Genomic DNA, 14505 nt, shown 5'->3' with positions numbered 1-14505 from the left:
TTGCGGTAAATAATTTTTAGTTTCTAAAAAAGCTTCTAGAGAGCTTCTTAATTTTTTGTCACTTTTTTTTTGGAACAGAAAGTGGAATTTCAAATCGCTGGTACCGATTGGAAATTTCACTTTTTTTTTGTTTATGATCCTCTTAAACACACAAAACACACGCCCTACTTTGTCATCCTGAGGAACGAAGGATCACACTCGGGGATCAACAAAGTTTGTCGACTCTCTTTACGGAGCTACTTGTGTGATCCTTCCTTACGTCAGGATGACAAAACTATGAGGAAATTGCTATCTGATTATCTTTATGGAGTTACTTGTGTGATCCTTCGTTCCTCAGGATGACAAACTGAATGTTCTCGGTCTCTTTGCCACTTTGTACCTCTGCCCCTTTGCCTCTTTGCACCTAAAAAAAAAGCACTATTTTTGCGTTCTGTAAATGCCACGAAATTAAAGTCCAAATGACTAGAGAACATTATATTCCATTCAACAAAGAATTCTTACTGGAACAGCAAATCGCAGCTTTTGCCGAAAATCCAGAAAAGGTTAGCGATTTTAAGAAATTGTTCGAAATCATCGAACATTATTATCATTACGAATCTTTTAATCTTAATCGAAATCTAAAACAGCATTACGCCCTTTACGATCCCGATTTAAGCGAAAAAGAACGTGAGCAATTTATCAATAAAAGCAATTTTCCTGTTTTTAAAGAAACACTTCTTAAAGTTTTAGAGCGTGGCAATTACTACAGAATCAATCAGAATGCATTAGACGAAGCCTTTAATGAATCTGATTTGGTGGGTCTGAATCTTGCCATCGATTTTAATGCTTTTAAAGATTTTGAACTCTACGCGCGTGGGCATCATAAAGCAAAAGAAAAAGTCAAAAAATATTTTTTCTGGACCAAAGAAGTAGAGATCGAATATTACGATCGTGTTCTCATTTACCTCAATTACAGCGATGCAGATTACCTCAAAGAAAAGAAAGTCAAATTGGGCAAAATGCCAATCGATCCAGGTTCTATTGCATTAAAGATCTTTAAACGTGTTCCTAAGAATGATCTCGAAACGGTTTTTCCAAATGCCATTCCGAAAATGTCTCTGAAGGATAAATTATTGCTTTGGGTTCCGGGTGTTTTTGGTGGACTTTCTCTATTAAGTGCCAAAGTGATTCCTGCTTTGATTAATATGTACGAAGCTTATCAAACGGGCGAAGCAATTGATCTCTTAAACAGTAAAACGTCCTTAAATCAAGGCTTAATTGCGCTAGGAATTTTAGGAGCGTATTGTTTCCGTCAATACAATAACTTTATAAACAAAAAAATCCGATATTCTAAAACACTTTCAGACAGTTTGTATTTTAAGAATGTTGGTAACAATAGCGGCGCATTTTATTCTTTATTAAATTCTTCTGAAGAAGAAGCTTTGAAAGAAACGATTCTTGCTTATACTTTTCTGCACGAAAGCGAAAAATCTTTAACTGCCGAAGAGCTAGACGATCAAATAGAATCTTGGTTTAAAACCAAACTAAATACCGATTTGGATTTTGATGTAAACGATGCTTTAGCAAAACTAAAAAGCATTGGTTTAGGAATAGAAACTAACGGAAAATGGAATGTCATTCGACTCAATGAAGCACTTGTTGCCATTGACGAATTATGGGATAATGTTTTTCAGTATAACCAGAAAGTTGATTCTTTAAAAAATTAAAAATGTATACCTACACATGTTCTTGTTGCGGAGAGGTTTTCGATGAAATGCCTTTGTGTTTTGGAAATGAATTTCCTGCTTATTATTTTTCCATTCCGCCCGAAGAAAGAGAACAAAGAATTGAATTCGGAGGAAGCTGGTGTTATATCGATGAAGAACATTTTTTTCATCGTGGCAGATTAACCATTCCTATTCTAGATTATCATGAAGATTTGGTTTTTAATGTATGGACTACAATAAGTGAAGATAATTTTTGTTTGCGAATGGATTTATGGGAAGATCCCAATCGAGTAAATCAAGAACCTTATTTTGGCTGGATGCAGACCAATGTGCCTACTTATGGCAAAACTTTATCTTTAAAATCAATCGCCATTGAGCAAGGATTAGGACTAATTCCAGAAATAAAAATGATCGAAGAAAATCATCCTTTGACGCTAGACCAAGAGAACGGAATTACATTAGAAAAAGCCATTTCTATTGTCGATGAAATAATGAAAATAGAGCACGGTAAAACCTAAAAGAAATTTCATTAGATTTACGCATCTAACCTTAAAACCACAAAAAATGAGAACATTAGATCAATGGTTTGCAGAATATGCCGTAAGTCATCAGAACCCAAAAAACAAAGCGATACATTATATTTGTGTCCCAGCTATTTACTTTTCGATCGTTGGTTTACTTATGAGTATTCCGAGTACGATAATCTCCAATAACTTACAATTAAATGCTCCTATTATTGAAAATTGGGCATTTCTGGTTTTGCTTTTTGTTCTCGTTTTTTACGTGAGATTATCGATTGCAATGGCGGCTAAAATTGCCATTTTTTCTATGCTTTGCCTAGTTGTCAATTATTACATCTCGCAATTGGTTCCGTTATGGATCTTCTCGATTGGTGTCTTTGCTTTGGCATGGATTGGACAATTTTATGGGCATAATATCGAAGGTAAAAAACCTTCATTCCTTAAAGATCTTCAGTTTTTATTGATTGGTCCAGCTTGGGTGGTAGAGAATTTATTTTCGAAGAAATAAAAGCAGAATGAAAGCTGCAAAAACAAGTAGAACGGCACAATATATGGCCTTCTTTAGAGCGTTGGAAACTAAACGCAATGCGAACGAAAGATTGTTTTCTGATCCTTATGCCATACATTTTATAGACTTTAAACTGAGACTGGCTGTACGTCTGTCTCAATTTCCTTTTTTTAGAAAATATATTAATGGCATCATAAACAAAAAGATTCCAGGAGCTCTTTCTTCAGGAATTGCAAGAACAAAATATATTGATAGTTTACTGGAAAATTCGATCTCCGAAGGCGTAAAACAAGTCATTATTTTAGGTGCCGGATTTGACACCAGAGCAGTTCGTCTTGATTCTTTAAAATCGATTCCCGTAATAGAAATCGATCATCCGAATACTTCAAATTTTAAGGCTGAAATCTATAAGAAACGTATCGGTAAGATTCCAGAAAATGTGACTTTTCTTCAGATTGATTTTAATAAAGAAGATCTAAATCAGCTGGCATTAAAACACAATCTTGACTTTTCAAAACCTACCACGATAATCTGGGAAGGTGTTACCAATTATTTAACCGAAGAAGCGGTAAAAAGTACTTTTTCGTTTATTTCAAAATTTGCCAACAAGAGTCAAATTATTTTTACTTACGTACATAAAGACATCCTTCAAAATCCTGATGCTTTTTTAGGAGGGGAAAAATTGTTAGAAGATCTTAAAAGCATAGAAGAACACTGGACTTTTGGTTTACTTCCTGACGAAGTGCCTAGCTTTTTAAATCTGTTTGGAATTAAACTTTTGGAAGATTTCGGAGCCGATGAATACCGCAATAGATTTCTCCCCGATCGCTCTGAAAAAGGTTACGAATTTTATCGGGCTGCAATTGGAATAAAAGAAACCCATTTTTCTTCTACGATCTAACTTCTTTTTGATTGTTCTGAAATTATTATATGTTTTTTATGCTAATATTTTCTTAATAAAAATCGCACAAAGACAACATTGTATAATTTAGCATTCGTTAAAATTTAAGAAATCATCAATCAAAAAACCAAAAACAAATGAAAAAAAATATTCTTTTACTCCTCTTTGCAATCTTCAACACCGCTTTTTCTCAAAGTGGAAAAATCTATTTAAAAAACAATAAATTCAATGTAGGCAAACCCAATACCTATATTTACGAACCACCACAAGGTCTTGTTATAGAAGACAATGCTAAAGCAAATGTTTTGTACGCTATTTCAGATGATTTTTCTAATGATTTAGTTTCTTTAAAAAAGGATGGAAAACGTTATGAATTCACCACAAAAGTTTCCGATTCTGCTAGAGTGCTTATGGTAACTATAAATGATCTGCACAAAATCGCTGACAGCAACAAAGACCAAGGTTATTCGATATTGCTGAAAACACAAAATGATATTGAATTAGGAAAATCTCTGATGAATCAAATTTTCATGAGAAATTATGGGAATCATTTTTTAAACCTAAAATTAGATACCAAAAAAGAAAATGTTATTGCCGCTTATGACGCTTTATTTGCAAAATATCCAAAACTAAGAGAAGACAAAGATGCTGTAAATTATTTGTATTTAAAGAAGTCTCTTAATGCCGAACAAGGCCAAAAAGATCTGACTGCTTTCATATCAAAATGCATTGAAAAAAACACAGAAGAGTATTTAACTCTTGCTTACAATATTTCTCAAGGCAGCAGTAAACCTGAAGAAACTGAAAAACTCGGAAAAGAAATTTCGGCTAGGTATCCTACAGGTAAACTTGAAAAAATGTTTTTTATGCGAAGCTTCTACGATCAGCCTAATAAAACGGAGGCTTCAATTATGGAAAGCATGAAGACTTACAACGCCAAGTTTAAAGGTATTTCAGCAGAATATTCGAGAACTTTTTATCGCGCTTTACTAACGGTATATTTGGAGAATGGACAATATGAAAAAGCAATTGCATTAGAACCATATTTAAAAAACGCTAGTGATTTGTACAACGACTTTGCTTGGGGGAAATCGGGAGGAGACCTTACTACGCCAGTAAAAGATCTTGATTTTGTTGTAAAAGTATCTGAGAGAGCAATGTATTTGCTTGAACAGAGAAATAAAGAAAGCTTTTATCCTGCGTATAAAGAGTCGTTTAATATGTTTGCAGACACTTATGCGCTTTTGCTTTATAAACAAGGCAAATATGAAGAGGCGTTTAAATATCAAAGTGCCGTAAAAGAGAATAACGGTTTGGATTCTGGAGGAAAAGATCGCTATTTGACAATGATGGATAAGGTGAAAAGCAAAGACGAAGTAAAAGCTTATATTGACGACGAAATTAGTAAAGGCAATACATCATCAGTATTTCTAGCTAAACTAAAAGAGATTTATATCGAGAAGAAATTGCCTCTTGCAGAATTTAATGCAATTGAGCAAAAAACAGATGTATTAGCAAAAGAAAACAAAAGCAAAGATCTAATTGAAAGATTTGGAAGTACAAATGCAATTGATTTTACCTTAAAAAATCTAGACGGAAAAGAAACAAAACTTTCTGATTATAAAGGCAAAGTGGTCGTTCTTGATTTTTGGGCAACTTGGTGTGGACCATGCAAAGCTTCTTTTCCGAAGATGCAGAATTTAGTGACTAAATACAAAGGAAAAGATGTTGCCTTTTTGTTTGTAAACACTTGGGAAAATGGCAAAGAAGAAGATATATTTAAAAAAGTTTCTGCTTATATCACTGATAAAAAATTTGACTTCAACGTTGTTTTTGATTCAAAAACAGAAGTAGTTACCAGTTACAAAGTAAACGGCATCCCGACTCGCGTTGTAATTGACAAAAATGGAACTATTCTGGCTTACGATTATTCAAATACCGATATCGCAGCAATTATTGATGAACAATTAAAATAAATAATAGATTTTTAAAAGCCCTGATTTTTAGTAATTAGGGCTTTTGTAATTTTGTTAGAACAAAGAATATAAATAATGAATTTCAACCAATTAAAATTCGGAGTGCCAGGTATAGATGTTATTCTAAATTTATGTGCCACTATAATTTATTTTTTTTCTTTTTCAATTGTTATTTCAGTAATAATAATTTTCATAGCGAAAAAATGGAATTCAATTAGTTTTTCAAAAGTTCTAAAATTAAATTCATTCCTATACCTAACGCTTATTGCCGTTTATCTTTTAAGTTTTAAACTAGGACTTTACTGTTTAAGTTTTAGCAGAAAAAATGATTGGATCGAAAAAGTTCTATATGTATTCTTTTTCCTTATTTTATTTTTGTGTCAAGCTTTTTTTCTTTTCTACAAAAAAACTCCAACTCCATTTACAAAAAAATATAAGACACTAATTTTATTCATTTATCTGATATCTTTGGTTTATATCTTAAATCTTTTTTTTCCAATTGATTCCTATGATAAATATCTAACACATTCTAAAACATATATCTACCTTCCTACAAAAGAGACAATCAAGCTAAAAGATAATTCTACTCTAAAAATAGACTCGGCAATTTCTGTTATGAGATATTATAGTAACGAGAAAAATTTAGAAGAGGATTTAATGTTTAAAATTTATTTTAATTCCCCACATATGAATCTTCCTTTTTCATTTAAGGCCTTAGATTCTACAAACGAATTTGGTGGTTCAAGCAGCCAACCGAAATATAAAGAGCTGTTTCTAAAAAAACTAAATGATTCGATAAAAATTGTAATACATAATTACTCTGAAAAAAATATTGACACCATTTTATTTGTAAAAAGAAAGATTAGAAACACTCAGTATCATTAAATAACCATAAAAGCACAAATGATATTTTTTGTAATATTGTTATGATTAAAAATACATTCTAAATATTTTGCATTAGCAGAATAAACCTAACCTATAAAATGAAAAAATTCATTATCGCTATTACTTCTTTAATTTTACTTTCTTCTTGCAAACAAACAGCTAATAAAAGCGTTTCTGGCAAAGCAGAAATAAAAAAAGACAGTGCTAAAGTTGAAGATGGTGCAAAAACAGCACAATCAGATTCTAACTTATTAGAACAGTTTTCTAAAAACAAAAATGAAGTGGTTCTCCAATTAAAATCATTACCCAATAGAGAAGCTGCCAATGCATTGTATGAAAAATATTTTGAAGCAAATGGCACTTTATTGCAAGAGATCGCCGCAAAAGAATCTGGAGTATTGGATAAGTTTTATAATGAAGACGAAGCCGACAAAAAAGCGGTTAAACTTTTAGGTAAAAGACTTTCCAAACATGAATTAGAATTTTCTGAAATTGGAGAAGGATATGTTGAAATAGATCCGCTTCATGATTTCTATTATAAGATCTTTAAAGATTATGTAACGAATGACTATAAAGATTATTTGTACTTAAAGAGTGAAGAAAATAAGTCGCTTTATTCTGCAGATGCAGGACTTATAATCTCTTTTAAAGATTTGGGCGACCGAATCGTTTCGTGGGAAAATTTTATGGTCAAATACCCGAATTCAAAATTAATTCCATCTGTAAAAGAGCAATACAAAAATTATCAAATGGATTATCTGGTGGGTCAAGACAATACGCCAACAGCCGAAAGGTCTTCAGACGAAAAATATATTTATCCAGAAAACATTCAGGAGTTTAATCGTTTCTTGAAAAAATATCCAAAAAGCCCAACGGTTCCTCTAATCAATTTGTTTCTAGAAAACTTTAAGAGTGAGACTATTTTTGATATTTTAAGTGCTGAACAAAGTAAACTGTAAAGAAAAAAATTATAATGGGAGATTGGAATACCTTACATTTTTTTAGTGACAAACACTTTTATGAAAAAATAGTTCCTGATCTAACAGGCGAAGGAACTTTGCTTAAAAAATACTTTGATTCAAAATTAGGCAACTATCTTTTGTTTCATAATTCTGATAATGACAAAAGAATTAATGCTGTCTTGGAATATTGTCAATTTTTTGGCGAAGATTTCAAAACCCATAAACTTCTTTATGAGATCGAAACTCGGAAGAAAAAACCAGACGAGCAATATCAAACATTCATGCAGAAGATGCTACAAGATACAGACGAATTCTACAAACAAAATGGAACCGCAGCTGATGATCTTGCTACGGCACTAACATTAATAATGTTTTCTGAATGTGCTGCATTTAATCCGCATCTCATTTTAGGACGTAGAATTTTTTCTGGAAATGTTGGTGCAAAACCAAAATCTGTTGCTGAAGCAATTATTTCGCAAATAGACAATTCACCATCCGGATCTACGCACTCTTATGGTTCAGGAATCATGAACTGGATTACAAACGAAGACTTAAAATTATTGTGGCTAGACCGCGCTAATTTAGTTCCAACTAATTCCAAAGAATATTTCAATGACTTTTTGAAGTTTATAGAAATTGCCATTGAAAATGATTTTGGAGTCGTTTCTGGAACTAATATGCGAGAATCAATCTTAAAACTGGCAGAAAATCCCAATATAAATATCGAAGTAGATTTAGAAAAACTCGGACTTCAAAGTGTTATCATATACGATGGCAACTAATCGAATTAAAATTAACTTTAAACTTAGAACCATGGAAAATAAAAACCAACCTATTACATTTGTTTTTTGGATTATTGCGATCATTTTAGGCGTAACTTTATACAAGCAATTTGATTTTAAAAGTCTAAAATTTGAGAATCCTGCAATGGCAGTTATATATATTGTAGTTTTTGCGTTTTCGGTTTATTATATTATTAGAAATTCTAAGAAAAAATAATACAACAAACCTAAGTTGAAACATAGCCAAATCAAATTGAAGTAATTAATTTTAGCTATTATGAGAAAGATAATTGTTTTATCGATGATTTCATTAGACGGCGTAATGCAAGCTCCAGGCGGGCCAAAAGAAGATACATCTGAAGGTTTTAAATTTGGAGGTTGGACAGTTCCATACGGTGACGAAGCTTACAATAAAGCGGTTCAAAACGAACTGCAACCGGCAGATTATCTTTTGGGTAGGAAAACATTCGAAATTTGGGAAAATTATTGGCCCGACCATTCCGAATTTTGGCCAGGAATTAATAATGGAAATAAATATGTTTTGTCTAAAACCAGACAAAAATCGGATTGGAAAAATTCCATTTTTATTGAAAGTCTTGATGCTATCAAAAAACTCAAAAATTCTGAAGGAAAAGACATTCAAGTTTGGGGCAGCAGCGAACTGATTCATTTATTATTGCAAAATGATCTGGTTGATGAACTTCGATTAAAAATTCATCCCTTATTACTCGGAAAAGGAAAAAAGCTTTTTGATGATAATGCAAATCCATCGGGATTTTCCTTAATAGAAAGTACGGTAACTACAACAGGAGTAATTTTAGCCAATTATATCCGAAATGGGGAAGTAAAAACTGGGAATGCGATTGTTTAAATTTATCCAAAAACAATTTTAAATCTTTCAAAGCAATTAATTTAAAATCCCAACAACATCAATGAAAGAAAATTGGCTATTTATAAAAACTCCAGATCATTACGGAATACCCGAAATAATTCAGTTTGATAAATAATGAAATTAATTATTTTATTGTTGAAAAGGATAAAGAAAATTCTTCATTAAAAATAAAAGTTGAAAATCGAAGTAAAAATTTAACCGAAATAGAACATCAATTTATAAATCAAAATAGGATTCGTTTTTTTGAAAAAGGAAAAACATCTTACTTTTTAAGTGATGAAGAATTAATTACAGAAGATTCTATTTTCGAAAATAATTATCAAAAACTAAATCCCACAGAAACAAAACTAACAGAAATTGAAATTCAGAGTTTAAAATTCGAGGTAAATTGGAACGGCGAAAAAAACATTATACGCTTTAATGAAAATTTAGATCCTCCTTATATGCAAGAAATAAATAAACGTATGAATAGAGAAGGACGAAAAATTCTATTAGAAAGGCTAAATGAGACATTGTTTGTTTCACTTTATGAAAATGCCATTTTAGACAAACTAATTCCAATAAAATATGTAGACAATCAAAGAATTATTTTATACGGTTTTCCTAAAGAACCTTATGAAATAGATTGTCAAATAACAGAGTAAAGCTATTTTTTACTTTTACCGACCTTAACGGTACAGAATTAGAACCATTTGTTAGAAGATTTGAAGGTTTTAAATGATACATACTTTTATCGTTTGATCCTAATAACATGTTATAAATAAGCAGCAAAACCAACTAAATCTGTACTTGTATTAGCACGAAAGTACTCAATAAATAAAAGTCCCTTTGATGCTTTATGAAATAAAAATCCTATTTTTGAAAACAAAAAAATTGCTTTTTATTAAACATAACACCTAAGCTATAAGGAAAATAACAGAGCATCATAAAATTAAACCAGAGCCCATTAATATAGAAACAACTTTAAAACTAAAACATGAAACTTGATTTAATTGAAAATTTAAAATCAGAAACTCTAAATTTAGAAAATCTCTTACTTAACCCTAACAATCCAAGGCTAATGGGTAAAAGTCGCAAAACAGATTTAGCAGATGAAAGAATTTCAGAAGATATAATTCAAAGCGCTATTTTACGAGACATAAAATTAGAAGGAATCAATGATTTATATGAAAAAATTAAAAAACTTGGATTTTTATCAATTGATAGAATTGTTGTAAGAAAAATTTTAGATTCCGATAAGTATGTAGTTTTAGAAGGAAATAGAAGAATTTCCACAGCTAAAACACTTTTAAACCAACATCAAGAAGGCTTAATAACCTTAGATGACAGTGTTTTAAATTCACTTAATGCTATTGAAGTGTTGGTCTATTCTGGTACAGATAAAAATGTAATTTGGCTTTTGCAGGGTATGAGGCACATAAATGGAATAAAAGAGTGGGGAGCTTTACAGCAAGCTCGTTTTCTTTTTGAAATGCAAAAAGAAGAATCTCTTACTCCAACTGAATTGGATAAAATGACTGGTTTCGGAAGAAACACTATTGCAAAAAAAATTCGTTCATTTAAAGCTTTTGAATTTAGTCAAGATATATACCACGGAGAATTAGATGAAAGTAATTTCAGTTTATTTCAAGAAGCAATTTTTACAAAACCACAGATTAAAGATTGGTTAAACTGGAATGATGATGAAGGCATATTTGAGAATCTAGAGAATTTGGAAAATCTTTTAAATTGGTATATTGGAGATGAAGAAGGAAATAAGAGAATTGAAAGAGTATTAGACGTAAGGGATCATTTCAGTAAATTATTAATTCCAGAGAATAAAAGCATATTAATAAAGTTTGTAGAAGAAAGTGAGTATTCTATCAATGAAGCAATTCAAGATATTAGAAATAAGGATGCTGAAAAAAGTGCTCAAAGACATCAATTAGATTTAGAAGAAAGAATTACCAAACTTAATGATTTATATACTGAATTATCCACTTTACCAATGGTAAACATAATGAAATCAAATGAAAAAGAAAGATTTAGAGAAATCATTGAAAAAATAAACGAATCTGCTTCTTTCCAGTTAGCTTCTTTAATTTAAACAAATATGAAAATTAGAGAAATCGATCTATTTATTGATCATCTAAAATTTATATATAAAAATCGTTTCTATATTTCAGAAGAGTTTGTCAATTGGTATAGTAATTTCAGTAATAAATCGCCGAATGATACGGTAGAAGTTTTTTGTTCTTTTGAAAAAAGAATTCAAAAAAAGATTAAAGATTATATTAATTATTGTGAATCTAGATATATATTGCCTGAATTTGTTTGTGACGAATTTGATGATGATGCGTTAATTAACTCTAAATATTCGGTTAATAAAAAAGATCAGGTTGATATAGAATATAAATTAAGGTGGAGAAATAGATTTAGTGAATTGCTAAAAGAAATTGATTGGAGAGAATTTGAGCTTTTAGGAAAACTAATTTTAGACGAAAATCATATTGAAAATATAAAAATTACAAAATCGCAAAAAGATCAAGGTATTGATTTTTATGGGTATTTCGAATTAAAGTCAGAACATCGATTGCCTAGAATCTACAACTATTTCAAGTTTAGAGTTATAGGACAGGTTAAACATAGTGAAAAAGTTAAAGGAGTGGATCATCAAAAAGTTGCTTCTTTTGGAACTGAAATAAACAAATTAAGAAAAGCTAAAGACAATTCCTATTTTAAGAATATGGAAGATGATTTTATAAGCTCAAATTGGCCAATTTTAGGGATTTTCATAACAAATAGCTATTATCCAACTAAAGCTATTGATTTCGCAAATGAATATGGTATAATTTATTGGGACGGAGAGCAAATCTCCCAAGATTTAGCATCGAAAAAAAATGTTGAAAAACTGATAAATGAAGTTACGCAAGAGCTCACGCTTGAAAAATTAAAAGAATTAATAAAAGAAATATCAAAATAACTCAGCCCATAACTACTAAATGAAATTATCTAGTTAGCTTAATCAAAAAAATGTTGAATGATTTGCAAATCCAGAGAATGGATCTGGTCTAGTTCATAAACTCTCTCAAACACGTGCAAAAATGGAAAAGTTAAAAACTAGCTGTACTAATTTAAAGTTCAAATTGAAAGCCAAGACTTAAAAAAAACATGATTAGGGATTGAAGCTCAAAAAAGCCTGATAATCAACACCCTCAGCCTTTCATGTTTTTTTTTGTGACCTTGACGGTACAGAATTCGAACCAGTTAATGGAAGATTTAAAGATTTTAAACGAGGTATAACCGTTTGAATTTATGTTAGTCAAATAGTGGTCAGCTATCGCGTTACTATTCATCCTGTACGAGAAGTATGCAACAAATTTTTAAAAAAAACTTCAATCATTTTTAAGCTTATTATTATATATTTGATAATAAATAAGCGCTGACGTTCATCAGACATATCTACCTAATTTTGGGCTGAAAATATGTCTAATGTTTTAAGTAGTATATGATAGTTAGCAGTCATTCTTAAGACCTAACTATTTAAAGACAACTTATGAAAAGCTTAATATTGTTTATTTTGTGTTTTAAAAGTGTGCTTCTATTTAGCCAAAACTATATGTCAACAACTTTGCGAAAAATTACGCTTGACAGTATTGATATAAAATTCAATTACAATGAAAAATTTGGTGGAATTGAAGCAGAAAGCTACTTTAAAAATAGCAAAAGTAAATTACGTACAATATATTATCTAGAAGAGGACAGGAAAACTTTTCATCTCATTGTAGTTCAAGAGAAAAGTAAAAATTCTGAAGATACTTGGCGTACAAATGTATTCCAATTTAATGATGAGAAAATATTTTATCAAAAGGAAAGTTATCATTCAAAAATTAATGGAATTGCTATAGAACACCAAAAAGATAATAATGAAATATATCACAAAGCTTTTAATACCGAATTTTTAAAGAAATATATTTTTGAATTATTTGAAAAGATAAAAAACTACCGCTAACAGCTACTACAACGGATTTGGGCAATTTAATACCGTTATCGTAATGAAAGAAAATTCGATTTTAAAAAAAATATTTCAGCTAGCTATTATGCTGATGATTTCTTTTACCTATTCTCAAAACAATATAAAAGATACATTGATTACCAAGCGAATTAAAATAAAGTTTGGAGAGCTTATCGTAACCAAAAGTGTTAGTCAAGATTGGAAGTCTTCACAAATCAGAAGTTCTATTTGGTTAGCGGACGAATGTTTTGTAGAAAATGAAACGGTATATGTCAATTTCACCATTGATTCAAATTGCTTAATTTCAAATTACAAGATCGATGCGAAAGGAAAAAGTAAATGTGCCGTCGTGGGAGTTGAAGATTTCTGTAAAGAATTAATGGCAGTCATAAGGCAAAAGAACGAAGTAAACATTTTTGATAAATGCAATACGCAATATAGGCTTCCATTTCACATCAAAACATTAGAATAAAAACTGTCCATAACAAGATTTAGCGAGAAGGGTCTAAGTGGAATTATGGTTATTAATGATAAGCATGTGAGATAATATCGAAACTTAAGAGATCGATGATGGGGTTCGAACCAAAATTTGCCGTAAATACTGATATTGCAAAAAAATAAAATTTTAGATAATAATTTTCGAAACAAAAAAAGCCTGCAAAATTACACTTTGCAGGCTTTTATTTTCTGTAGTGACCGCGGAGGGGTTCGAACCCCCAACCCTCAGAGCCGAAATCTGATATTCTATCCAGTTGAACTACGCGGTCAGTTTATTTATGATTTTAGATTTTAGATTGCTGATTGGAATCTAAAATCTACAGTCTAAAATCTAAAATTATTATTTACGAAAGTAATTTCTTTACAATTGTAGAGATGGTTTTTCCTTCAGCAGTTCCTCCTAATTGAGCAGATGCTAATCCCATTACTTTACCCATTGAAGCGATTCCAGAAGCTCCTGTTTCAGCAATAATTTTTGCTATTACAGCTTCTACTTCTTCTTCGCTTAATTGAGCTGGTAAAAACTTCTCGATTACAGCAACTTGAGCCAATTCTGGTTCTGCTAAATCTGGACGGTTTTGCTCTGTAAAGATTCTTGCGCTTTCTTTACGAGTTTTAACCAATCTCTGAAGTAATTTAATTTCTTCATCTTCTGATAAATCTTCTTTAGATCCAGAAGCTGTCGAAGCTAATAACAATTCCGATTTAATTGCTCTTAAAGATTCTAATGCTACTGTATCTTTTGCTTTCATGGCCGTTTTGATTTCGTCCATGATTTGTGTTTGTAAACTCATGTTTATGTTTTATTTAAAATAAGCCGAAGCTTATTAATTGATATATTAATTTGGCCCTTCGACTTCGCTCAGGGTAACCATAAGAT

At 30.9% G+C, this 14505-nt stretch carries 16 protein-coding genes and 1 tRNA gene; 15 read left to right on the top strand and 2 right to left on the bottom strand.

Annotation, left to right across the window (positions count from 1 at the left end; translation table 11 throughout):
* Positions 1-458 precede the first annotated feature (458 nt).
* The 15 genes from QLQ95_RS12670 to QLQ95_RS12600 all read left to right on the top strand — a co-directional run bounded on the left by QLQ95_RS12670 (position 459) and on the right by QLQ95_RS12600 (position 13599).
* Positions 459-1706, top strand: a complete 1248-nt coding sequence (locus QLQ95_RS12670) for a TMEM143 family protein (RefSeq protein WP_482504034.1) — start codon at positions 459-461, stop codon at positions 1704-1706.
* Between the two features lie 2 nt (positions 1707-1708).
* On the top strand, positions 1709-2224 hold the full coding sequence (locus tag QLQ95_RS12665; RefSeq protein ID WP_320492837.1) for a DUF2199 domain-containing protein: 516 nt from the start codon (positions 1709-1711) through the stop codon (positions 2222-2224).
* A 46-nt stretch (positions 2225-2270) separates the two neighbouring features.
* On the top strand, positions 2271-2735 hold the full coding sequence (locus tag QLQ95_RS12660) for an Mpo1 family 2-hydroxy fatty acid dioxygenase (protein ID WP_482504032.1): 465 nt from the start codon (positions 2271-2273) through the stop codon (positions 2733-2735).
* A gap of 7 nt (positions 2736-2742) precedes the next feature.
* Entirely contained in the window at positions 2743-3636 is an 894-nt protein-coding gene (locus QLQ95_RS12655; RefSeq protein ID WP_482504031.1) for a class I SAM-dependent methyltransferase, read from the top strand.
* A gap of 137 nt (positions 3637-3773) precedes the next feature.
* A complete protein-coding gene (locus tag QLQ95_RS12650) occupies positions 3774-5612 on the top strand; it encodes a TlpA disulfide reductase family protein (RefSeq protein ID WP_482504029.1) in 1839 nt (612 codons plus the stop codon).
* Positions 5613-5687: 75 nt separating this feature from the next.
* On the top strand, positions 5688-6497 hold the full coding sequence (locus QLQ95_RS12645; RefSeq protein WP_482504027.1) for a hypothetical protein: 810 nt from the start codon (positions 5688-5690) through the stop codon (positions 6495-6497).
* 98 nt (positions 6498-6595) lie between these two features.
* A complete protein-coding gene (locus QLQ95_RS12640) occupies positions 6596-7456 on the top strand; it encodes a hypothetical protein (protein ID WP_482504025.1) in 861 nt (286 codons plus the stop codon).
* Positions 7457-7470: 14 nt separating this feature from the next.
* The gene (locus QLQ95_RS12635; RefSeq protein WP_482504023.1) at positions 7471-8241 is read left to right on the top strand and encodes a hypothetical protein; all 771 of its coding nucleotides are present in this window, start codon (positions 7471-7473) and stop codon (positions 8239-8241) included.
* Between the two features lie 31 nt (positions 8242-8272).
* Positions 8273-8458, top strand: coding sequence for a hypothetical protein (locus QLQ95_RS12630; RefSeq protein ID WP_320492830.1), 186 nt, complete (start codon positions 8273-8275; stop codon positions 8456-8458).
* A 60-nt stretch (positions 8459-8518) separates the two neighbouring features.
* The gene (locus QLQ95_RS12625; protein ID WP_482504021.1) at positions 8519-9112 is read left to right on the top strand and encodes a dihydrofolate reductase family protein; all 594 of its coding nucleotides are present in this window, start codon (positions 8519-8521) and stop codon (positions 9110-9112) included.
* Positions 9113-9237: 125 nt separating this feature from the next.
* Positions 9238-9777 carry a hypothetical protein gene (locus tag QLQ95_RS12620; RefSeq protein ID WP_482504019.1) on the top strand — a complete coding sequence of 180 codons (540 nt, stop codon included), beginning with the start codon at positions 9238-9240 and terminating at the stop codon, positions 9775-9777.
* A 332-nt stretch (positions 9778-10109) separates the two neighbouring features.
* Entirely contained in the window at positions 10110-11219 is a 1110-nt protein-coding gene (locus QLQ95_RS12615) for a hypothetical protein (RefSeq protein WP_482504018.1), read from the top strand.
* Between the two features lie 6 nt (positions 11220-11225).
* Complete coding sequence (locus tag QLQ95_RS12610) at positions 11226-12095, top strand: hypothetical protein (RefSeq protein ID WP_482504016.1); 870 nt, start codon at positions 11226-11228, stop codon at positions 12093-12095.
* Positions 12096-12731: 636 nt separating this feature from the next.
* On the top strand, positions 12732-13124 hold the full coding sequence (locus QLQ95_RS12605) for a hypothetical protein (protein ID WP_482504015.1): 393 nt from the start codon (positions 12732-12734) through the stop codon (positions 13122-13124).
* Positions 13125-13167: 43 nt separating this feature from the next.
* Positions 13168-13599: a hypothetical protein gene (locus QLQ95_RS12600; RefSeq protein WP_482504013.1), complete on the top strand. Its 432-nt coding sequence runs from the start codon at positions 13168-13170 to the stop codon at positions 13597-13599.
* A gap of 221 nt (positions 13600-13820) precedes the next feature.
* Here QLQ95_RS12600 and QLQ95_RS12595 read toward each other — a convergent pair.
* Positions 13821-13894 (bottom strand) — tRNA-Arg (locus tag QLQ95_RS12595).
* A 75-nt stretch (positions 13895-13969) separates the two neighbouring features.
* Entirely contained in the window at positions 13970-14419 is a 450-nt protein-coding gene (locus QLQ95_RS12590; protein ID WP_320492819.1) for a GatB/YqeY domain-containing protein, read from the bottom strand.
* Positions 14420-14505 lie beyond the last annotated feature (86 nt).

This window comes from Flavobacterium sp. B330r, from assembly GCF_056824325.1.
This window is presented reverse-complemented; position numbering and strand designations above follow the sequence as displayed.